24 protein-coding genes are annotated in these 19620 nt (G+C 37.1%); 5 read left to right on the forward strand and 19 right to left on the reverse strand.

Going from position 1 to position 19620, the window contains the following annotated elements:
* Positions 1 to 32 precede the first annotated feature (32 nt).
* From H4J76_RS13255 to H4J76_RS13270, 4 genes are all read right to left on the reverse strand, one after another.
* A complete protein-coding gene (locus H4J76_RS13255; protein ID WP_182230794.1) occupies positions 33 to 431 on the reverse strand; it encodes a DUF2069 domain-containing protein in 399 nt (132 codons plus the stop codon).
* A 64-nt stretch (positions 432 to 495) separates the two neighbouring features.
* The gene (gene arsC, locus H4J76_RS13260; RefSeq protein WP_070373889.1) at positions 496 to 834 is read right to left on the reverse strand and encodes an arsenate reductase (glutaredoxin); all 339 of its coding nucleotides are present in this window, start codon (positions 832 to 834) and stop codon (positions 496 to 498) included.
* 98 nt (positions 835 to 932) lie between these two features.
* Positions 933 to 2402: a M48 family metalloprotease gene (locus tag H4J76_RS13265; protein ID WP_259364976.1), complete on the reverse strand. Its 1470-nt coding sequence runs from the start codon at positions 2400 to 2402 to the stop codon at positions 933 to 935.
* 5 nt (positions 2403 to 2407) lie between these two features.
* On the reverse strand, positions 2408 to 3043 hold the full coding sequence (locus H4J76_RS13270; RefSeq protein ID WP_182216119.1) for a hypothetical protein: 636 nt from the start codon (positions 3041 to 3043) through the stop codon (positions 2408 to 2410).
* Positions 3044 to 3196: 153 nt separating this feature from the next.
* On the opposite strand from H4J76_RS13270, the gene H4J76_RS13275 reads away from it, so the two are divergent.
* Both H4J76_RS13275 and H4J76_RS13280 read left to right on the forward strand, forming a co-directional pair.
* Positions 3197 to 3442, forward strand: a complete 246-nt coding sequence (locus H4J76_RS13275) for a sulfurtransferase TusA family protein (protein ID WP_182216117.1) — start codon at positions 3197 to 3199, stop codon at positions 3440 to 3442.
* Between the two features lie 9 nt (positions 3443 to 3451).
* On the forward strand, positions 3452 to 4525 hold the full coding sequence (locus tag H4J76_RS13280) for an AI-2E family transporter (RefSeq protein ID WP_182216115.1): 1074 nt from the start codon (positions 3452 to 3454) through the stop codon (positions 4523 to 4525).
* A gap of 21 nt (positions 4526 to 4546) precedes the next feature.
* On the opposite strand, the gene H4J76_RS13285 is transcribed toward H4J76_RS13280, so the two are convergent.
* From H4J76_RS13285 to H4J76_RS13300, 4 genes are read right to left on the reverse strand one after another with little or no spacing between them, the layout of a single operon-like run.
* The gene (locus H4J76_RS13285; protein ID WP_182216113.1) at positions 4547 to 5149 is read right to left on the reverse strand and encodes an AAA family ATPase; all 603 of its coding nucleotides are present in this window, start codon (positions 5147 to 5149) and stop codon (positions 4547 to 4549) included.
* Between the two features lie 59 nt (positions 5150 to 5208).
* Positions 5209 to 5718 (reverse strand): YgjP-like metallopeptidase domain-containing protein, encoded by a 510-nt coding sequence (locus H4J76_RS13290; RefSeq protein WP_070373884.1) that lies wholly within the window; start codon positions 5716 to 5718, stop codon positions 5209 to 5211.
* A 60-nt stretch (positions 5719 to 5778) separates the two neighbouring features.
* The gene (gene bcp / locus H4J76_RS13295; RefSeq protein WP_182222244.1) at positions 5779 to 6252 is read right to left on the reverse strand and encodes a thioredoxin-dependent thiol peroxidase; all 474 of its coding nucleotides are present in this window, start codon (positions 6250 to 6252) and stop codon (positions 5779 to 5781) included.
* A gap of 22 nt (positions 6253 to 6274) precedes the next feature.
* Positions 6275 to 6802, reverse strand: a complete 528-nt coding sequence (locus tag H4J76_RS13300; protein ID WP_182222245.1) for a glycine cleavage system protein R — start codon at positions 6800 to 6802, stop codon at positions 6275 to 6277.
* A gap of 356 nt (positions 6803 to 7158) precedes the next feature.
* Between H4J76_RS13300 and bamC the strand changes: the two genes are divergently transcribed.
* Positions 7159 to 8244: an outer membrane protein assembly factor BamC gene (gene bamC, locus H4J76_RS13305; protein ID WP_182215752.1), complete on the forward strand. Its 1086-nt coding sequence runs from the start codon at positions 7159 to 7161 to the stop codon at positions 8242 to 8244.
* A gap of 174 nt (positions 8245 to 8418) precedes the next feature.
* Here bamC and H4J76_RS13310 read toward each other — a convergent pair whose 3' ends face one another.
* The 7 genes from H4J76_RS13310 to H4J76_RS13340 form a co-directional block, all read right to left on the reverse strand.
* Positions 8419 to 8649, reverse strand: a complete 231-nt coding sequence (locus tag H4J76_RS13310) for a hypothetical protein (protein ID WP_182215754.1) — start codon at positions 8647 to 8649, stop codon at positions 8419 to 8421.
* Positions 8642 to 9334: a M15 family metallopeptidase gene (locus H4J76_RS13315; RefSeq protein WP_182230795.1), complete on the reverse strand. Its 693-nt coding sequence runs from the start codon at positions 9332 to 9334 to the stop codon at positions 8642 to 8644. Before H4J76_RS13315 ends, H4J76_RS13310 begins: the two co-directional genes overlap by 8 nt.
* A 5-nt stretch (positions 9335 to 9339) precedes the next feature.
* Positions 9340 to 10503: a succinyl-diaminopimelate desuccinylase gene (gene dapE / locus H4J76_RS13320; RefSeq protein ID WP_182230796.1), complete on the reverse strand. Its 1164-nt coding sequence runs from the start codon at positions 10501 to 10503 to the stop codon at positions 9340 to 9342.
* Positions 10500 to 10847: an arsenate reductase gene (locus H4J76_RS13325; RefSeq protein ID WP_182230797.1), complete on the reverse strand. Its 348-nt coding sequence runs from the start codon at positions 10845 to 10847 to the stop codon at positions 10500 to 10502. The genes dapE and H4J76_RS13325 overlap by 4 nt, the downstream gene beginning before the upstream one ends.
* A 14-nt stretch (positions 10848 to 10861) precedes the next feature.
* Positions 10862 to 11242, reverse strand: a complete 381-nt coding sequence (locus H4J76_RS13330) for an ACT domain-containing protein (protein ID WP_182215761.1) — start codon at positions 11240 to 11242, stop codon at positions 10862 to 10864.
* Positions 11243 to 11788: 546 nt separating this feature from the next.
* On the reverse strand, positions 11789 to 13912 hold the full coding sequence (gene pta, locus H4J76_RS13335) for a phosphate acetyltransferase (protein ID WP_182230798.1): 2124 nt from the start codon (positions 13910 to 13912) through the stop codon (positions 11789 to 11791).
* A gap of 4 nt (positions 13913 to 13916) precedes the next feature.
* A complete protein-coding gene (locus H4J76_RS13340; protein ID WP_182230799.1) occupies positions 13917 to 15131 on the reverse strand; it encodes an acetate/propionate family kinase in 1215 nt (404 codons plus the stop codon).
* 191 nt (positions 15132 to 15322) lie between these two features.
* Here H4J76_RS13340 and yfbV point away from each other — a divergent pair, with 191 nt between their 5' ends.
* Entirely contained in the window at positions 15323 to 15754 is a 432-nt protein-coding gene (yfbV, locus tag H4J76_RS13345; protein ID WP_182230800.1) for a terminus macrodomain insulation protein YfbV, read from the forward strand.
* A gap of 23 nt (positions 15755 to 15777) precedes the next feature.
* Here the strand turns inward: yfbV and rlmA are convergent, their stop codons facing one another.
* Together rlmA and xthA are read right to left on the reverse strand one after the other, a co-directional pair.
* The gene (rlmA, locus tag H4J76_RS13350; protein WP_182230801.1) at positions 15778 to 16593 is read right to left on the reverse strand and encodes a 23S rRNA (guanine(745)-N(1))-methyltransferase; all 816 of its coding nucleotides are present in this window, start codon (positions 16591 to 16593) and stop codon (positions 15778 to 15780) included.
* A gap of 16 nt (positions 16594 to 16609) precedes the next feature.
* Positions 16610 to 17416 carry an exodeoxyribonuclease III gene (gene xthA, locus H4J76_RS13355; protein ID WP_182215767.1) on the reverse strand — a complete coding sequence of 269 codons (807 nt, stop codon included), beginning with the start codon at positions 17414 to 17416 and terminating at the stop codon, positions 16610 to 16612.
* Positions 17417 to 17620: 204 nt separating this feature from the next.
* Here xthA and H4J76_RS13360 point away from each other — a divergent pair, with 204 nt between their 5' ends.
* Positions 17621 to 18166: a VC2046/SO_2500 family protein gene (locus H4J76_RS13360; RefSeq protein ID WP_182222253.1), complete on the forward strand. Its 546-nt coding sequence runs from the start codon at positions 17621 to 17623 to the stop codon at positions 18164 to 18166.
* A 206-nt stretch (positions 18167 to 18372) separates the two neighbouring features.
* Here the strand turns inward: H4J76_RS13360 and H4J76_RS13365 are convergent, their stop codons facing one another.
* Together H4J76_RS13365 and H4J76_RS13370 are read right to left on the reverse strand one after the other, a co-directional pair.
* Positions 18373 to 18882 carry a YchJ family protein gene (locus tag H4J76_RS13365; RefSeq protein WP_182222254.1) on the reverse strand — a complete coding sequence of 170 codons (510 nt, stop codon included), beginning with the start codon at positions 18880 to 18882 and terminating at the stop codon, positions 18373 to 18375.
* Between the two features lie 95 nt (positions 18883 to 18977).
* A complete protein-coding gene (locus H4J76_RS13370; RefSeq protein ID WP_182222255.1) occupies positions 18978 to 19469 on the reverse strand; it encodes a hypothetical protein in 492 nt (163 codons plus the stop codon).
* Between the last annotated feature and the right edge of the window lie 151 nt (positions 19470 to 19620).

Here is a 19620-nt window from a genome sequence, read left to right on the forward strand (position 1 = left end):
GGTGGTTACGTTATAAAATTCTTATTGAAGCGTTACGCTTTATCTTTAGCCTTTCTAATACTCAAGCCTAGTTCTTGACCTCTATATTTCGCGTAATAACTGCCACCAATAAACATCATTGTGGCAAATATAAGCTCTAATGATGCCCAAACTACATCTGCTGGAGATACCCACAGCGTGGTTAAACTGTGTAGGAAATAAATCATAACGACAAAGCTCGACCAAGCATAGGTATAAGGATTACCTGCCAGTAATCCTTTTAGAGGAAATAACAGTGGTACTGTGAATAAGCATAAGCTTAATATCGGCGACAAACCTTGTGAAGGGTTTAAATAGATTAGCCAAAGCGGCATAAAAAATAATAAAGAAAAATAGCCAATTAAGGTTGTTTTTTTAAATGTTGAAGTTGAAAATCTTTGTGGCTTGGTCATGAAAGGTATCCTGTTGGTTAGCAAATTGTTTCACTAACTTGTTGAATTAAATTTTAAATTGAAATTAAAAGAGTGTTAAAACGTTTTCAGGAGGTCGGCCAATGATAGCTTTCGTTTGCGTAGTAACAATTGGTCGCTCAATAAGTTTTGGGGTGTTCACCATAGCTTCAATGAGTTGCTTGTCGGTTGCTTGAGCTAATGCTTGTTCTTTAAATTCACTTTCTTTAGTGCGCATCATTTGAATAGGGGAAACATTTAAACGTGATAAAAGTGACTGGATAGTGCTTTCATCCAGTGGTTTTTTTAAATATTCTACAATGCAAACCTCTTGGTTGTTTTCTTCAATCAACGCCAAGGTTTGGCGGCTTTTAGAACAGCGAGGGTTATGATAAATCGTTAACATGGTTAGATCTCAATGGGTGCTAAAATTAAATAATTTTACGGGTTAATCGATAGAATAGGCCGTTATAGCACCTATTCTAAACGCTTCTGTAATATGGATTATAGTCTTTTAAGTTTTTGTTCTTGATCTTGAAATTGCAATATTCGTGCTTTGATACGTTTTTCGACTAACGGTTGATTATCTGTAAAATTGTAGCCTGTTTGCAATTCGTCGACCGCGCGAGAGTATGCACCTAAAAGTGCAAAGATTTCGCCTTTTGTCGCATGCATCAGTGCTTTTTTATCTTGTTTTTCATAGACAGTCGTTAATATATCATAAGCGATAAAATTACCTGGTTTAACTAACAGGTAGTCTTGTAAAAGCACTTCAGCTTCTGAATATTGACTGTTTTCAACGAGAGCGTTGGCAAAGTTTAAGGTAACAACTTGGTTATTTGGCATCAATAAATTAAGGGCACTGAGCATAGTCAGCGCTTTATTTACTTCTTTTGTTTTAATATAAACATCGGTTAGTGCATCTGCATAGAATAGATTGTTTTTATCTTCAATGAGCAATCTTTCAAGTATTTTTTTAGCCGCTTGATACTCTTTATTTTCAAATAATGATAAAGCTAAGCCATAGTCAACAGCGGCTCTATAAGTGTAGTTTTGTTTTTTTATACTATCTTCAAAAGTTGCAATGTTTTCCAGGGCCGTTGATTCGTAACGCGCTTGAATACGCGCTTTTGCGAGCGCAAAGTTTAAACTAGGAGCTGAAGGACGACTTTCTAAACCATGAGCACGGACACGCGCTTCGGCAATGCGAGATTCAGGCACCGGATGAGTTAATAGCATTGCTGGTGGCTTTGAAGTATAACGATATTTCACTGCCATTTTTCCAAAAAAATCGGGGGCACCTTGCGGATCAAAACCGCTTTGTGCGAGTAGGGCAATGCCAACACGGTCGGCTTCTTGCTCATTGCCACGGGTAAAATTAATACTTGATTGTTTTGACGCCGCCATTGTTGTGGTTAATGCAGCCATACCAACAGATGGGTTAACTAATGCCAGTAATACCCCTGAAATTAATGCTGCAGTGGCTAGTGGTTGATTTCTACTTTGAGCCTCAAGCCTTCGGGCCAAGTGACGCTGGGTTACATGAGATATTTCATGACCGATTACTGAGGCTAGTTCGCTCTCTGTATCAGCGAGGGTAATTAAGCCACTATGAATACCAACATGGCCCCCAAAAAAGGCAAAGGCATTGATTTCTTTATTTCTAATGATAAAAAATTCGAAGCTGTAATTAACATCTTGGGCATTCTTGACTAAACGGTTGCCTAAATCGTTAATATATTCGATTAAAACAGGGTCATTGACCAACGGCTGAGAAGCGCGAATATGACGCATCATTGCGTTACCTATCTGGCGTTCTTTATCAACAGATAGAACGCTAAATCCAGCCGTGCCAATTTCAGGAAGTTTATTTTTATTATTTTCTTGGGAAAAGCCGTATGGGCTAGCAACTAATGTTGTTAATGCGCAGGTAAATAATAATGATTTTATTTTAAGCTTACGTTTATAAGGCAAATTAATTATTCCGTATTTATATCCGGTGTATCAAGTAAATCAGCTATCGTGAAATTTGGTTTTCCTCGATATAACTCTTTACAAAAATCTGCAATGGAATAACCCACTACATCGACTATTTCAAATGATTGGCTCAGTTGAGCTATTAGCTCTTGCACACGTTTATGTGAGTACTTTATTAACGCTAAATCTGCTGGATCACCACTTTTAAAAGTAAAAACGATAAAGGAAATTAAACTACTGATCCTAAATAGCATTTGCATGTTTTCGGGTGACCATTGCACAAATGGACATAAGGCACTTTGTGATAATGGTGTATAGAGTCGTTCACCTTTGACTATCGGATAACAGTGAAGTTCATAATTTTGTTCATCATAGCAATGGCGTAAGGCTATTTTTGGCTTTTGGGTAACGTTAATAGTGCCATCGTTATCAGCCGTCGCCTCTAAAAAGGCATAGTTCCAATTACGTTTATCAAATAATTGTTTATAGGCACTATCAAAACCATGCGTTAAAATCCCGTCCATATCACTAATTGAAGATGCCGCCATATGATAGATAGCAGGTACATCACCCCAATTAAGTTTCTTTTTATGAGCAGTAATTTCTTTTAAACTAGCTGTTATCGGTAACTCTTTCATTTCACCTCAGTACTTATTTGCCAACAAATCAAAATAAATAATACAATAACATTGTAATCAATTGTCGCAAATTAGATAATCAAACAAAAGGTTTGTTTACTGTTATTGGTGACAATTATTGTTATCTGATGATTTTTTAAGTGGTATGTAGTGATGATCTATGAATATGATGCCAGTTCGGAAAAATGTCCTGTGCCATTAGTACAATTGCGATTATTGTTAAAAAAAATGTCGAATGCTGATTTTTGTTTACTGAGAATATCTGACCAAGGCTCTATCAAGGATATTCCTAAACTATTAACGAAACAAGGTTACCACTATAAAGAGTCTTGGCTTGAAAAAGACACCCTTGAACTTTTTATTAGTAAAGCCCCTCAACCCCTTTCATCCAACAGGTAAGTTATATAAATGGTTTCATTATTTTCTCAATGGTATAAACGTAAGTTTTCTGATCCAAACGCAGTAACTTTAATGGTTATTCTTTTGTGTGCCTTTCTTTTTGTCTTTTTATTTAATAACTTACTTATGCCGGTCTTTGTTGCTATTGCGATCGCTTTTTTATTAGATTTACCTGTCCATCGTCTAGTCCGTCTTGGCTTATCAAGAACATTTGCCGTGGGTATCGTTGTAGCGGGGTTTATCGGCATTTCTTTAGTCGGTATTCTTGGGCTAATGCCCGTTATTTGGCAACAAAGTAGTAATTTATTACAAGAAGTACCGCAAATGGTGTCTCAGGGACAAACCTATTTGTTGACGCTTCCCGAGTTGTATCCTGATTTAATTAATGCCGGACAAATAGAAACATTAATTTCTGCCGTCAATGATAAGTTAATTGAATGGGGACAAGTTGCCTTAAAAGCGTCTCTTAATTCTATTTCTGATATTGTTGCTTTGATGATTTACTTAATTTTAGTGCCGTTAATGGTGTTCTTCTTTCTAAAAGATAAAAAAGTATTAATTTCAAATTTTACCTCATTTCTTCCTAAAGAACGTTTAATGGCGACGAAAGTAGGCGATGAGATGTATCAACAAATCATGAATTATATTCGTGGTAAGGTGATTGAAATCCTTATTGTTGGTGCTGCATCGACCATAGCCTTTATCGTCCTCGGCCTAAATTATGCGGTATTACTTGGTGTTTTAGTGGGGTTGTCTGTACTTGTGCCATATGTAGGCGCTACTATCGTCACTTTTCCTGTCTTGTTGGTGGCTTTATTTCAATTTGGCACCGGTAGCGAATTCGGTTATGTAATGATAGCTTACGGTATTATTCAAGCTATTGATGGCAATATTATTGTGCCATTATTATTTTCAGAGGCGGTAAATCTCCATCCAGTAACGATTATTGTTGCTGTTATTTTATTTGGCGGCATGTGGGGTTTCTGGGGAATATTCTTTGCTATTCCCCTAGCAACTTTAGTTAAGGCCGTTTTAAATGCTTGGCCATCAAATAGTGACTTTCCTGAACAGGGTACCGCTTAAAGAGGTGCTCTAAGGTAAACTTTACCCTGAGTCTTTTTGATACTGCTCGATAATTTCTTCAATGGTCGTGATACCAAACATAACTTTATTGATAAAAGATTCAGCACTGTGGATTAAGTTAAAATTAGGATGTTGTGACCAAATAGTCTGTAGTTTATCGTCAAGAATGATAGCCGCTTTTTCTGATTCATTGCGAATGGGATTATTACTTTTGATACTTTCACCTGATTTTGCTGCACTTTCAAAAAAAATGACCGCATCGTAACGTGCCAACTCATCAGCAAGCGTGGTATCCATCGCTTGGAAAAACTCATCATCATTGCCTGGCCAATAAGCTAGGCCGTCTAAAGAGCCTCGGTCACATAAAATAATACTGTGCTCAAAAGTCGCTCGCTGAATATCTTCTAAATTTTTTTGTAAATTAAAAATAGCAGTTTGTTGTATTTTTAGTACATGATTATTATTTGAACGAGCAATGCCGCCACTGAAAATCATCGTTGCTGCTTCGGGGACGGTCGCTATTTTCCCTGAAAATTCACGGCGAATAAGATCAACGGCTGTGGTTTTACCGCCACCAGGGCCGCCAGTAAGTACGATACGTTTTTTTACATGAGTAATATTCATCAGCATTTATTATAAGGATATTTTCATTACTGTAGCTTGCGTTAAAATAGGCTTCAAGCTTAATTGTAAATATCGCCAAATAACTCTACTTGGGTCAAGTAAATGCGTAAATCTAGTTCTACTTGGTGATAATCTGCTTGCATATGCTGACAAAGTTTATAGAAATTTTTGTTATGATCTTTTTCTTTTAAATGGGCAAGTTCGTGAACAACGATCATTTGCAAAAATGTTTCTGGCGTTTTTTTAAATAAAGCGCCAATGCGTATTTCATTTTTACTTTTCAGCTTACTGCCTTGCACCCTTGATACATAAGTGTGCAGGCCTAATGCGTTATTAATAACATGAATTTTATCGTCGTACTTTATCTGGCTTAATGGTTCAGACTTCTTTAAGTACTGATTTTTAATATCCATTACATAGCTGCGCAGGGCTTTATCGTTATATATTTGATGGGTAACAGGGTATTTTGCCAACAAATAGGCAGATAACTTCTTGGCCGTTATCATTGCTTGTACTTTATGTTGAATATCTAAAGAATAGGCTGAAAGGTATTTTAAAGGAGCAGGCATTATAGCATTCTATTTATGCGGCTAGCCTAAAACAAATAAGCTAACCGTTACGGTTAATTTTTAGTCGTTAGTGTTTAAAACGTCTAAAACAACTTCATGGTGGTTTTTTGTCTTGAATTTATTAAATACGTGGCTAATTTTGCCATCTAAGCCAATTAAAAAACTTAAACGATGGATGCCGTCGTATTCTTTTCCCATGAACTTCTTTAATCCCCATACGCCAAAGGCGTCAGCAACACTGTGATCAACATCTGACAATAACGTGAAGTTTAATGCATCGCGCAGACAAAACTTAACTAACTTCTTCGGTTCGTCGGGACTAATGCCAAAGACTATTGTATTTAATTGTTCAAGTTCGCTTTTACTGTCTCTTAGGCCTTGTGCTTGCACAGTACAGCCTGGGGTCATGGCTTTAGGGTAGAAATAGACCAGTACTTGTTTTTTACCAATATAATCAGCTAAAGCGACTTTATCGCTATTTTCATCAAGTAAAGTAAATAGTGGTGCGGTTTCGCCAACAGTTATTGTTTTCATGGGTATCCTGCTTGTATGTAGTTTATATAAGGTTTGAATTCACTTTTTTAATGCAGCCTTGCACATCAACTTGTTCGCATAGTTCAAAGTAGTCGCTTTCTAGCTGTGCAATACTTGTGTCTTCGGTTAAGGCTATTAAAATGGTCGCGCGCATTTGATTAGTGACGGGGTCAATTTCTGATTTTAACGATGATAAGTCAATATTGCGGGTGGCAAAAAATGCGGTCACCGCTTTTAATAAACCAGGTTGGTCGATACCGGCATAATCAACTTGATAATGATGGGTGAACTCTCTTTTTTTATAACCAGAGGTTCTTTTCATCATGGTGGTTAATTCAAGCTTGACTGCCACGGCAGGTAACTTATTTTCAATTTGATTAATCGCTTTCGCACTACCATTTAATAACATAATCAAAGAAAACTCTAGGCCAAATATCGCCATTCTACTGTCAATAATATTACAGCCGCATTTACTCGCCAGCTTAGTGAGCTCACTTACACTTCCTGTTCTGTCTGCGCCCATTGCTGTGAGTACTAAATATTGAGACATAGTTAGCCTAAGTAGTTTAAAAAAGTGGCTATTGTAACGTATTTAAAGCAGATAAAAACCGCTATTAAAGCGAGAATATATTTATTTGTTATTTTTCGAGTTGAATTCTTGTGTTTGTAAAAACAGCCAAGTACCATGGTGCCCATTAATTTGTCTGATAGTATACTTGTATATGCTGATCAATAAAATCTATAGATAATATTGGAACTTAATACAGATAATTTACTCAAAGAGCAGATTAAAGTTTTCGTTGTCTACATTTAATCTACATTTAATGGTTTCAAAGTTAACTTTTATGGTCAGTTCAATATAAGAACCAACTTTTAAAGATTCAGATTGTATCCTCAGGAGTGTTAATGAATCGTCGTATATTTTATTTTTCCTTGTTAAGTCTTGCAGTAACAGGTTGTGGCAGTGTTAATAACAAAAGCGCTATGGGCGATTTTGAATACGCCAAAGTTAAAGAAGCTAAACAAATAGGTGTTCCTACAGGTTTGAATAAGCCTGAAGTTAATGCAAAGTTTTTTATCTCAGACGCCATCAATAATAAAGGGCCAATTGGCCAAGATGTTGATGTTAGAGCGCCTTCATTGGTTCTTCCTGTCGCTTCATCTTCACGTGTTGTTCCAGGTACAATGAACGCTAAAATTTGGTTTGACCAAATATTAGAAGATACCGATTTGAAAGACTTCATCACTGAAGCACTGCGTGAGCAACTCGCGAGTGATGGTGTAGAGTTAACGGCTATCGGTACTGATGATAATGTATTTGAGTCGGCTTGGTACCATGAAGAAGACGTTTCTGGTTATTGGTTATTTAAAACGGTAGATAGCAGTGAGAGCATGCGCTTTAACTATCAGTTTGAAAGTAAACCTCATGGTCGAAGTGTCGCTTTAAGTGTTAAATTAATTGATTACATGCGTACCGACAAGAACGGCGCAAGTAAAACAATGGACATCATTGACAAACAACGCGCAGAAATGGCGATGCTTAATGAGGTTGTTGCTCAGGTTGATTTTAAATATCGATTGCAGCAACGTGAAAACCGTTTAATGCGAGCTAATCAAAAATTTGTCACTATTGGTGAAAACGCTCAAGCAGAGCCAGCATATATTGCTGAAATTGATATTGAAATGCTTTGGTCAAATATGCCATTGTTTTTTACAGATTATGGCTTTGAGATAACAGATCTTAATGAAAGTAAGAAAATATACTTTGTTGATTTTGCGAAGCCTGAAAATAGCTTATGGTCAGTTATATGGGGAGATGACGTTCCTGTTATTGATCTTGACCAAGCTAAGTACCAATTTGTACTTAACGACGAACAAGGTAAGACCTCAGTAACTATCTATGATGCTGATGGTAATCCTTTACCCGTTGAAGTACTAGAACGTATTTTTCCAGTAATGGAAAGAGGCTTATCTTTTAGAGATGCTTTTTAACTTGCTTTAATCGTGCTTATTTAAAATAAAACGCCGCTAAATTTTTTAGCGGCGTTTTTTTTACAAGTCAATTATCTACAGTGTATCTTAATGGTATTTGAAATTATAAAGGTAGTTGTTCAAGTCAGTCTTTATCAAGACTTAATCTTTCTTAAAATAGACTGCTTGGCTATTTCATCGATTTAAATGGCTATTTCGCTTTTTTTCTTTTGACTCTATCGGTTCAGCTGAAACGATAGTTGGCATTTTATGGGCTTTGTTATGACTGCGCGGCAGTGTTTCTTCTAAATCATTTAAGCCTTGCTTTCGTAAAGGTGTATTAGCATTTTGTTGAACAACACTAAAATTACCAATTATTAAGGCGAAAGCTGCAATAATAATAACGATGACTAACCAATTATCCATAGTGAATACTCCCAACATTTTGAATATATTGCTGATAAATAGTTGATAGGTTCTGAAGAATCTCTTCTTTCCCCAAGATATCTGAGCTTAAAAGAACCGAATTAAGCAGGTTCTCAGTTAATAACCTTTCTCCATGTTGCGCTATTGGCCAATAAGATAAATGCCAAGGCTCTATAGCGACTCCACCGCGAAATTTATCGTAAGGAAAGTAAAAGCCAAAGCGACTAGCATGTTGAGTGAGCCATTGGTTTAATGCATAAAAAGGCCCCCCAACAGCAAACTCCCATGGTTCTAACTGTAGCTTTTCATCGTCAGCTAATAAATTTTTAGCATAGATATCGATATCGCATCCCCAATGATGACGGCTTGCCCCAGGAAGTGCCGAAAAGTATAAAATAGCCTGAATAATTTCTTGTTCCGTTATTTTATTAATATCTAGGGTTGACCCTTGCTTATCTTTAATCGCGAGCTGACCTGAAAACTTTCGGTTCCAAATAGTTAATTGTCGAGTGAAGTTTCTATATCCACTGGCAATTTTCAGATCAAAGCCTGCTAACTTTGCTTCATCAGACATAGCTTGCCATGCAGTTAACGCTTGGTGATGAATTCCTGTCTGGTCATCTAACCAAGTAATATGGCTATTGTCGTGGCCAGTTAATTGTCTGTTAGTTAATATTTCAGTCATTAAAGTTAAGCTGTGGTTGTTGGGTCAGTGAGTGCATTAACCAGTGTATGATAATAAATATCAGTAAGTAAAATTAAATCATTACAGCTGACACTCTCGTTGACTTGATGAATAGTGGCATTGCACGGCCCAAGTTCAATCACTTGTGCACCCGTAGGGGCAATAAAACGGCCATCTGAAGTGCCACCAGATGTTGATAATTCAGCATCAATATTGGTGACTGTCTTTATAGCTTTTACCGCAGAGTCAAGCAAAGCGCCAGGTTCAGTAATAAACGGCTTACCATTAAATGTCCATTTAATTTCATAGGTTAATTGATGTTTAATAAGGACAGCATCAATTTTATCGATAATATTTTGAAAATTTAATTCGGTACTAAAACGTAAATTAAACCATGCGGTTAAATGACCAGGTACAACATTAGTTGCGCCAGTACCCGATTCGATGTTTGATAACTGAAAACTCGTTTTAGGAAAATAGGCATTACCGTTATCCCAGTGCATTTGACTAAGTTCGGCTAAAGCAGGCATAGCTAAATGGATAGGGTTTTTTACATGGTCAGGATAGGCAACATGGCCTTGTTTACCGTGAATGATTAGTTCACCAGAGATAGAGCCCCGGCGACCATTTTTAACGATATCACCGACCCTATCTGAACTGGTTGGCTCACCAACAATACAATAGTTAATTTTCTCATGACGAGCTTCAAGCGTATCGATAACACGCGTGGTGCCATTGATAAAAGGCCCTTCTTCATCACTGGTAATAAGGTAAGCTATTGAGCCCTTATGGTCGGGATGATCATTTACAAAGCGTGCTGTAGCAATTAGCATTGCGGCTAAACTGCCTTTCATATCTGCAGCACCGCGCCCGTACAACATGCCATCAATAATGGTTGGCTCAAAAGGGGGAGTATGCCAAAGCGCTAAGTTACCTACGGGAACAACATCAGTGTGACCGGCAAAGCAAAATACTGGCTCAGTCGTGCCGCGTCTCGACCATAGATTGGTCGTATCTTCGAAAACCATGGTTTCATTGTTAAATCCCAAAACGCCTAGACGCTCTGACATCATTTTTTGACAACCAAAATCTTCAGGGGTTACTGACGGGCGGGCAATTAAGTCTTTCGCTAACATGATAACGTCATGTTCTGCCTTTAAGTTACTCATGATAAAAATAGTGCTTGATATACTGGCTCTTTAAAACCCACTTCAAAGGCGTTGTTATGAGCGATTAAAGGTCTTTTGAGTAAGGTCGGTTGAGCCAAAACTGCTTGGAAAATAACATCATCAGTTAAATTGCTCTTAATCGCTTCGGGTAGGTTTCTAAAAGTGGTACTACGTTTATTGAGTAAAACTTCCCAAGAGCTGTTGCTGACAAATTCATTGAGTAACTCAGGCGTTAATGTTTGTTTCTTAAAATCAAAAAAAGTGTACTCAATATCTTGTTTATCAAGCCATTTCGTTGCTTTTTTAACCGTGTCGCAATTATTTATGCCGTAAATAGTGGTCATGAACATCCCTAAAACTAAATTATTTGGTAATCGTTAGATATCAATGCAGTGGTTGCAAGAGATACATTATTTGATTTTACTAAAATATAATCAGTATCAAAAGTAGATATAGCAAAAATACTGATTTTTTCTTTGGCTAAAATTGTTGATATTTTCGATAGAATACCCGTTAGCGTAAAATCCAATGGGCCGACAACTTCAAGTGCTTGCCAGTCTTTTTCAACCTCATCACTCACAATGTTGATACTTTGAGGTAATACAATGGATGTTTCTTCATAGGTTTTTGCAATAAAAAAGATTGGCGCATCAAACACAGCTTTTGGTATTTCGATATCGCTGGCTAAACTATGAATAGCAAACGTTTCTTCAAGTAATTTGAGGGTAAGAGTGCTCATTGAACGTGACCATTAGGAAAAAGGTCACTATAGCGTTTACTGGCTAATTGTTAAAGCAAGGATAGTTATCTTAAACAGATTAAGTATCGTCAATGCCTTGCTTTAGCAATGAACAGCAGATATTAATAAGATAAAGCAAGTTTACTTGATCTTGTCTCGCGACTCCCCATCGCTTGATAATAGATAAATAATATGATGTTTATTTAGATTTTATTGTATTTTATGGCAATAATAACTTGTTATTTATAAAAACAGCATCAAACGTGGAAAAGTTAATGTATTCTTGCTGGTTAACCTGTTAAATCCTCATCAATAGTTATTAATGATATCCACAAAAGCTGTGGGTATCATTGTGGGTAACTATTGCTTTAATGGTTATCTTTATGTTTTTAAAGGTTAATTTTAGCTGGTTGTTTTTTGTCTAGTGGCTAAAAATTGATTGAATTATAAATAGTTATTAAAATAGTCAACTGTATATAAAAGCAGTCTCAAGCCAATAAAAATATAAGCTAAAAGGTTAATAAACTAACCTTTTAGCTGAGTAAACTATACTTTTGCTTGAATGGCTGTTAAGGCAATTGTATAGACGATATCATCGACTAAAGCACCACGGGAAAGGTCGTTAACCGGTTTTCGCATGCCTTGTAACATTGGCCCAATACTGACTAAGTGTGCAGAACGTTGTACCGCTTTGTAGGTGGTATTACCGGTATTTAAATCAGGAAAAATGAAGACATTGGCTTTACCCGCAACAGGGCTGTTAGGCGCTTTTTTCTTGGCAACATTTTCCATAATGGCGGCATCATATTGCAGCGGTCCATCGATGATCAAATCAGGTCGTTTTGCTTGCGCGAGTTTGGTTGCTTTTGCTACTTTTTCTACATCGGCACCAACCCCCGAACTGCCCGTGCTGTAACTTATCATGGCTACCTTAGGGTCAATGCCAAACTTTATTGCTGAGTCGGCAGATTGTATCGCTATCTCAGAGAGTTGTTCCGCAGTTGGCTCAGGGTTTATTGCACAATCACCATATACTAGAACTTGCTCAGGTAATAACATAAAGAAAACAGATGAAACTAATGAACTTCCTTCAGCCGTTTTAATTAATTGCAGGGCAGGGCGAATCGTATTTGCAGTGGTATTAATAGCTCCAGAGACTAAACCGTCCACTTCACCGAGTTGCAACATCATTGTTGCTAAGACCACGTTGTCTTGTAGTTCTTGTTTTGCGACCACTTCGGTTAATCCTTTATGTTTTCTCAACTCAACTAAAGGAGCAATGTAGTGGTCTCGAATTAAGTTGGGGTCGGTAATTAATAGTCCTTCTGGTAATTGAATACCTTGTTGCTCTGCAATCAATAAAATACTTTCTTTATCGCCCAGTAACTGACAACGAGCAATGCCACGTTCAACACATATTGCAGCAGCCTTAATGGTTCTGATATCTGTGCCTTCTGGCAAAACAATGAGTTTATTTGCACTACGAGCAAGTTCTGTGAGCTTATGCCTAAATGCTGGTGGAGACATTTGGCTACTTTGTGCTACATTTTCAGACAGTTGCTGTAACCAATTCGCAGACAAGTTATCAGCGATATATTCTCTTACTTTTTCATGACGTTGAATATCATCTGCAGGGGTTTCTGGGTTGTAGTTCATTAAATGACGAGACGTTTGCCAAGTATCCCAAGGCACAGAAAGCACCGGTAGGCCAGCGTCTAAAGCTTGTTGACAAAGTGTCATCACTTGTTCGTTGGGTTTATAGCCGTTAGTCAATAATAATGCGCCCACTTTTGTACCATTTAAAGCCGATAAACAGGTGGCGATAATAATGTCGGTTCTGTCTCCAGGAGTAACAATTAATCGACTTGGTTGTAAATGGCTCATTAAATTGCCAACGCTGCGTGCACAAAAACTAATACTGCGGATACGGCGATGCGACATATCACCTGCATTTAACACTTCAGCATTGAGATAATTGCAAATATCCATGACCCGTGGCGCGATTAAGTCCATTTCCCATAAGACAGTACCTAACAAGTCAAAATGACGATTTTTAAATATCGATAAATTAATTAGCGTAGCAAGATCGAACTCACTATTAAAATCACTTTCACGAGGCAGTAATCCATACTCATCTTTGTCGGGACTATTAATCTTATTAATAATACAACCAATAAGGCGTTTGTTTTTTATTCCGCCAAAAGTTTCCGCACTAACTTCTAAACGGTCCTCAAACTCTTCAGCGCTATCGTTATCGGGCGCTGCCACCAAGACTATATCTGCTGATAGGGCTTGAGCAACATCTCGGTTGATTCTGCCCGCGTAAGGTTGGCGTGTCGTTGGTATCAGTCCTTCAATAATCACCACATCATGTTGTTTTTCAAATTGATTGAAATCTCCAACAATCTTTTCTAAAACAATATCATGCTTGCCATCGCCCATTTGTTGTTCAACATAAGCTAATGATACCGAAGTCCCTAAATTTGGAGTATTGAGCTTACTTTGAACCGTATTATTTTTGTGAGCTAATAAACGACGAGCGGGTTGACTTATTGGTTTAAAATGGCCGACATTTATACCTTTTTGCTGACACGCATGAAGTAAGCCTTGCACAACACTGCTAAGTCCAACGCCAAAACCTACTGGGATCAACATGATTCTATGTGACATGACTTTATTCCTTAGTTGAGCTGTTATTAAATAAAAGTTGTGAGGTTTGCTCGGCAATAACCCACTCTTCATTTGTTGGAATGACTAAAATAGGACGAGAGTTTTTTGTACCGATATTACCCGCCTTGCCAGAGCAGCAGGCATTATTCTTATCAGTTGCAACAAAGAAATTAAGTAGGCTCAATTGATCAATAATATTGGCTCTAATTAGCGTCGAATTTTCGCCAATACCGCCGGTAAATATTAAGGCATCGATTGATGTTAAGCTGGCAGTAAAAGAAGCAACGGACTTTGCAACACGGTAGCAAAATATATCTAATGCTAACTTTGCTCGTGGATTTTTATCCTTTAACCAAGCTTCTTCTATTTCACGACAATCGTTGCTTAACCCCGAAACCCCTAATAGGCCGCTTTCTTTATGTAACAAATGGCTCACTTGCGCTGTGGTATAGCCGAGTTGATTGATTAGGTGAAAAATAATACCCGCATCAACATCGCCGCTGCGTGTGCCCATCATCACTCCTTCGAGCGGTGTTAAACCTAAGCTAGTATCGACACTCTTACCATTTTTAATCGCAGTAACACTGCAACCATTGCCCAAGTGAGCACTGATAAAATTACTTTCATTAATGGATTTATCGAGTGTTTTAGCCGCTTGTTGTGCAACAAAATAATGGCTTGTACCATGAAAACCATAGCGTCGAATACCATGCTCTTGATAGAGAGCGTAGGGAATACCATAAATGTAAGCTTTTTCTGGCATCGTTTGGTGAAAAGCTGTGTCAAAAACGGCAACTTGCGGCACATCAGTAAAAACCGTTTCCGCGGCGTTAATACCCATCAAATTTGCTGGGTTGTGTAATGGGGCAAGCTGAGACAAGTTACTGATGGTGTTTTTTACTTCATCAGTAATTAACGTTGGCATACAATAGTGTTCACCACCATGGACAACGCGGTGGCCTATGGCACATATTTGTAAATTTAATTGTTGTGAAACTAAGCTGTCAACTAAAGCCATTATCGCTGTTCGATGATCAAATGGATGAGGTATAGCCGTGTGCTTTTTTTGTCCCTTAACGTTAATCTTGATGCTTGCTTGTTCGGACAATAAGCGCTCAGCGAGTCCTGATAGTAATGTTTCGCCGTTTTCTGGTTTAATTAAAGAAAATTTTAAGGATGAACTACCGCAATTTAACACTAAAATTAGATTTTTTTTCATGGTTTTATTTAATGCTCATTTATTAGGTGGTTAATTGTTTTATTACAATACGTTAATTGGAATGATTATAGACCAAATATAGCGTTAAAATATTGATATGAACTAAGGAAGTTAACTTTAGGGAGACTTGATTAAAACTAGTTACAACTTTGTGCTATCTTTTAAATAACCGTTGTTATAGTGTGTCGTTTATGAATATGAGTTTAGTAGAACTAATTAAGCTAGGTCGAGAGTATATGCGACTTTGGCCGCAGCGAGCAGAGTTAGGCAATTATTTTGCCGAGTATCAAGCTGTTCAAATTTGCCGTTTGGCTTTTCGCTATTTACCGGGTATTGCGTTGTTTTCTTTTATTATGCAACTTTACCTAGGATCGATAACATTATTACCACAAGCGTTAGTTTATAGCTTATTTATTTTAAGTATTCCGCTACAGGCATTGTTAATGCTTGGCGTTAAAGCCGATAAGTTTTTGCCGCTGGCACTCGCCTCTTGGTACAAAGAAAGTGTTGCTAGAGTCAACGAAGCGGGTGGTTCGATAAAATTATCACTGCACAAGCCACGTTTTATTGATTTAGCAAAACTACTTAACATCAGTCATCAGTCACAAAATTCTAAATTCTAACCGCTTAACAATTGAGTTAAACGTTAATTGACCGTGTTTTTATAAAGACGTATCAAAAAATCAGCTTGGCAAGTGAAATTATTTCTTGTTTTTAAATCGTTAAGTAAGGTTTCAGTCGTTTTAAAAGCAAAAGGGGTCATTGCTAATAAGTTAATAATATCTTCACCTTCAGCAAATTTCATCTCATAGTTCACTTCTTTTTGTGCAATCAATGTTAAATTTTCAATAGGACTTTTAGTCATATCATGTTGTTGCGCTGTTCGGTATATTAATGCTTTTAGTTCAATTAAATGATTTTTTGCCGGCGTTACTGTGACTAAATAGCCATTATTAGCTAGTACCCGAGTGAATTCTTCTTCAAGAATTGGTGCGTAAATAGAGTTGATCCAAGAAAAGTAGTTTTCACTAAAAGGTAACAGCGACAAGGTGGCAACACTAAATTGACAATCTTTATATTTTTTAGCGGCATTTTTAACCGCATTTTTTGCAATGTCAATACCATAAACACGGTTGGTAGGCCTTACATACTGTTGAGTATAAAAACCTTCACCACAGCCAGCATCAAATACCGGCTTTGTTAAATCACCATATTGTTGATATAGAGATTGTAATTCATCAGCGAGCGGTTGATAAAAGCCTTTATCTAGAAATTGACGACGTGCGTTAACCATGGCTTTGTTATCACCAGGGTCTTTTGAATGTTTATGTTGAACGGGCAATAAGTTTACATAACCTTCTTTTGCTTCATCAAAGCTATGGTTGTTCTGACAACGATAGCTTTGGTTAGCTAACACTAATGATTTTTTACAAATGGGGCAAACGTATTGAGCAAGGAACATAGTATTTACTCAACAGCTACTTAAAAGTAGACCAAATCGGCGCGTGATCTGAAGGTTTTTCAATAGCACGTAGTTCGTAATCAATATCGGCTTCGATACACGTTGCCGCCATCTTGTGCGTTGCCAAAACCACATCGATGCGTAAACCACGATTATCAACAAAACCTTTAGAACGATAGTCAAACCAAGAATAACGTTCCGCTTTTGTTGGATGCAATTCTCTAAACGTATCTTTAAATCCCCAAGCCATTAAAGTTGCAAGCCATTCTCTTTCTTCTGGTTGAAAACTACACTTACCAGTCTTTAACCAACGCTTTTGGTTAGGCTCACCAATACCAATATCTAAATCAGCAGGTGAAATATTAATATCGCCGATAATGACTACGTGCTCATCTGGGGTATGGTTATCATTTAAATAGGTCATCAAGTCTTTATAAAATTGACGCTTATAGGGATATTTTGTTTCATGAGCGATGTTATCGCCTTGCGGGAAATAACCGTTTAATACCGTTACTTTTTCACCTTGTTCATTGGTGGTCTCAATCATCACCATACGTTTTTGAGACTCTTCAGTATCGCTAGCAAAGCCCATTTTAACAATATTGGCTGCTTTTTTACATAACATAGCCACACCATAATGTGCTTTTTGACCATGAAAATAAACGTGATAACCCATAGCTTCAACAGCTTCAACGGGAAAAGCATCATTATGAACTTTGATTTCTTGTAAGCCAATAATATCAGGCTGGTGCTTATCAATGATGGCTTGAAGTTGGTGTAAACGCGCACGAAGGCCGTTAATGTTAAAGCTAATGATTTTCATAAAAGACTCGATATTGATTTTTTCCACATGCTACCAGAAGTTATCAGAGAAGGTTATTATTAATTGCTAGTGAAGTGAATTAGGTACTTATTAACATCAACTTTTTAATAGACAGGTAAATGTGTAAATAAATAGAAATTAAACTCAACTAAATTAAAGGATTGCCGATATAAGCTTTAGAGAAAATAATAAAGTTGAAGTACATTGCTTACAGAGTCAGTTGACAGTCAAATTCTGGTACACGAATTACAATTAGGTGAACAACTTAATGTAAGTGTGCACAGCGCTCGACGAGCTGACTTTTCACTCTTATTGGCAATGCTAAGTGATGACGTACCTAGCCATAGTCAATTTTCTTTGCCAAAAACTGTCGTTGACACTAAAACGACTAATGATGCAAGCTTACGTAAAGAGTTTGACCTTCCTGATAAAGCACCTTTATCTCTGAATGAAAATCACAGCACAGCAATATTTGATCAAGCAGAACTTATTCAGCAGAATAACCTAGCAGAATTACGTTTATCAAATGCTTTGTTGCCTAAACCGCTTGCTTTTCGAGATGATAAAAAGCATATCAGACAAGAAGTATTAAATAATACCTCGCTGTACTGCCAGAAAAAATTTAATCATACAAAGAATAATACGCCGCAAGACACCGACAGTTCAAGATTATCATTCGATACTAAAGGTTGGCTTAACGCCGTGCATAACACTATCGTTAAAGCGCCGTTACTTGATGCTATAGCATAAGGTTATTGCATTAGCATGCCAATAAAATCGTGCGTTTGTGTTGACGTTATTTGTGATTAACTTTTTCAGTTTACTGGCCTGAGCAATGTTTAAACTTGATTGTTAATTGTTGAGTTTACTTGCTACAGCATTGTCTAAATTTTTATTGCTATGACAAAAGCATCGCTGGTTTCTTTTGGGAAGAACTTGATTGTTAATTGTCGAATTTACCGGCCACAGCATTGTTTAAATTTTTTATTACTATCGCAAAAGCAAGCTTGGTTTCTTTTTGGTGCTATCAGCGCTTCATTGTTACTGACTTCACCATCTAAATATCGCCATTGCCCCTTTTCAACAACAAAGCGTGATGTTTCCTTCATCAGAAAATACTCACCTTGATGTTGGTAATAAGCCGAAAAGCAAACCGTCGGTAAGTGTTGCTCTTTATTGTCAGCGTTTACAGCATTTTGATCATTAAGCTCGGTATAATCACTGGCAGCATTAATGGTTAGTTTTAACCATTTGGTTTCTTTGGCCCATGCTGATATATCAGCGATTGATTGTAAAGCTCTGCTAGCTTGAGCATAAGTCTGATAAATATAATCAGCAGCCTCTGTTGCATAGGCGCTATAGCGAGAACGCATCAATTGCTCTGGTGATTGTGCACAGGTCTCTTGATTTATTAATAAGCAGCAGCATTGCTGAAAACTAATATTTGAACCACATGGGCATTGCATAAAGTCGACATTATTTTAGAAAAGTAGTTGATCTATTTTAGCAGAGCAAAATTTTATTTTCTGTTTTAATAACGGCAAAATCGCTTCAAACTCAATTAATGTAACAATAAAGAAGAATCCGAAAGAGTGACGTAATTTTTTAGTCGTTGCTGGTTTAAACGTTTTTGAGTTTGCTTGGTTAAAATAATGCATTGAGTTTGTCCTTTTTCTGCGAATTGAGTGAGTTGGCTTAATTGTGATTTATCTAAGGTGGCATTACACAAAATAACAGCCGAACAGTGACCTTTTTCTAAAGCATCTTTAATGGTATTTAGTGAGATATTACGTTGATGAAGATTAACTTTTAAGATTCTTTTAGGGTCTATTTTTCCTTGATCAGACAATTGCTGAAGCGGCTTCTCTTCAGGGTTTATCATCAGGATCCATTTGTTATCTAAATCATGATTTTTGAAGATTTCAGTATACTGCTGAGATAGTTCTATGGCATTAGCAATACTTCTAACATCACACCATTTGTGTTTTTTGATAGCCATAGTTGTAGTTTTTAACGCTAAGGTGTTGGTATTAATGTGATTTATTGAATTCATTTTTAAAACCTCGATATACTGTATGTATGTACAGTATATCGTTTTTGGTGTTTATTCAAGCACTTTTTATGATTAATATTAATTGATCCTACTGAAGGATCTAATGTAATAAACGCCAGTAAATGAGGGGAATAGCACCAACAGTATTGAA

The organism is Colwellia sp. BRX9-1 (genome assembly GCF_014077195.1).
GTDB lineage: Bacteria > Pseudomonadota > Gammaproteobacteria > Enterobacterales > Alteromonadaceae > Colwellia_A.

Coding starts and splice junctions, on each gene's coding strand:
- H4J76_RS13255 (WP_182230794.1), bottom strand. CDS start 431: ATGACCAAGCCACAAAGATTTTCAACTTCAACATTTAAAAAAACAACC.
- arsC (WP_070373889.1), bottom strand. CDS start 834: ATGTTAACGATTTATCATAACCCTCGCTGTTCTAAAAGCCGCCAAACC.
- H4J76_RS13270 (WP_182216119.1), bottom strand. CDS start 3,043: ATGAAAGAGTTACCGATAACAGCTAGTTTAAAAGAAATTACTGCTCAT.
- H4J76_RS13275 (WP_182216117.1), top strand. CDS start 3,197: ATGATCTATGAATATGATGCCAGTTCGGAAAAATGTCCTGTGCCATTA.
- H4J76_RS13280 (WP_182216115.1), top strand. CDS start 3,452: ATGGTTTCATTATTTTCTCAATGGTATAAACGTAAGTTTTCTGATCCA.
- H4J76_RS13285 (WP_182216113.1), bottom strand. CDS start 5,149: ATGAATATTACTCATGTAAAAAAACGTATCGTACTTACTGGCGGCCCT.
- H4J76_RS13290 (WP_070373884.1), bottom strand. CDS start 5,718: ATGCCTGCTCCTTTAAAATACCTTTCAGCCTATTCTTTAGATATTCAA.
- bcp (WP_182222244.1), bottom strand. CDS start 6,252: ATGAAAACAATAACTGTTGGCGAAACCGCACCACTATTTACTTTACTT.
- H4J76_RS13300 (WP_182222245.1), bottom strand. CDS start 6,802: ATGTCTCAATATTTAGTACTCACAGCAATGGGCGCAGACAGAACAGGA.
- bamC (WP_182215752.1), top strand. CDS start 7,159: ATGAATCGTCGTATATTTTATTTTTCCTTGTTAAGTCTTGCAGTAACA.
- H4J76_RS13310 (WP_182215754.1), bottom strand. CDS start 8,649: ATGGATAATTGGTTAGTCATCGTTATTATTATTGCAGCTTTCGCCTTA.
- H4J76_RS13315 (WP_182230795.1), bottom strand. CDS start 9,334: ATGACTGAAATATTAACTAACAGACAATTAACTGGCCACGACAATAGC.
- dapE (WP_182230796.1), bottom strand. CDS start 10,503: ATGAGTAACTTAAAGGCAGAACATGACGTTATCATGTTAGCGAAAGAC.
- H4J76_RS13325 (WP_182230797.1), bottom strand. CDS start 10,847: ATGACCACTATTTACGGCATAAATAATTGCGACACGGTTAAAAAAGCA.
- H4J76_RS13330 (WP_182215761.1), bottom strand. CDS start 11,242: ATGAGCACTCTTACCCTCAAATTACTTGAAGAAACGTTTGCTATTCAT.
- pta (WP_182230798.1), bottom strand. CDS start 13,912: ATGTCACATAGAATCATGTTGATCCCAGTAGGTTTTGGCGTTGGACTT.
- H4J76_RS13340 (WP_182230799.1), bottom strand. CDS start 15,131: ATGAAAAAAAATCTAATTTTAGTGTTAAATTGCGGTAGTTCATCCTTA.
- yfbV (WP_182230800.1), top strand. CDS start 15,323: ATGAATATGAGTTTAGTAGAACTAATTAAGCTAGGTCGAGAGTATATG.
- rlmA (WP_182230801.1), bottom strand. CDS start 16,593: ATGTTCCTTGCTCAATACGTTTGCCCCATTTGTAAAAAATCATTAGTG.
- xthA (WP_182215767.1), bottom strand. CDS start 17,416: ATGAAAATCATTAGCTTTAACATTAACGGCCTTCGTGCGCGTTTACAC.
- H4J76_RS13365 (WP_182222254.1), bottom strand. CDS start 18,882: ATGCAATGCCCATGTGGTTCAAATATTAGTTTTCAGCAATGCTGCTGC.
- H4J76_RS13370 (WP_182222255.1), bottom strand. CDS start 19,469: ATGAATTCAATAAATCACATTAATACCAACACCTTAGCGTTAAAAACT.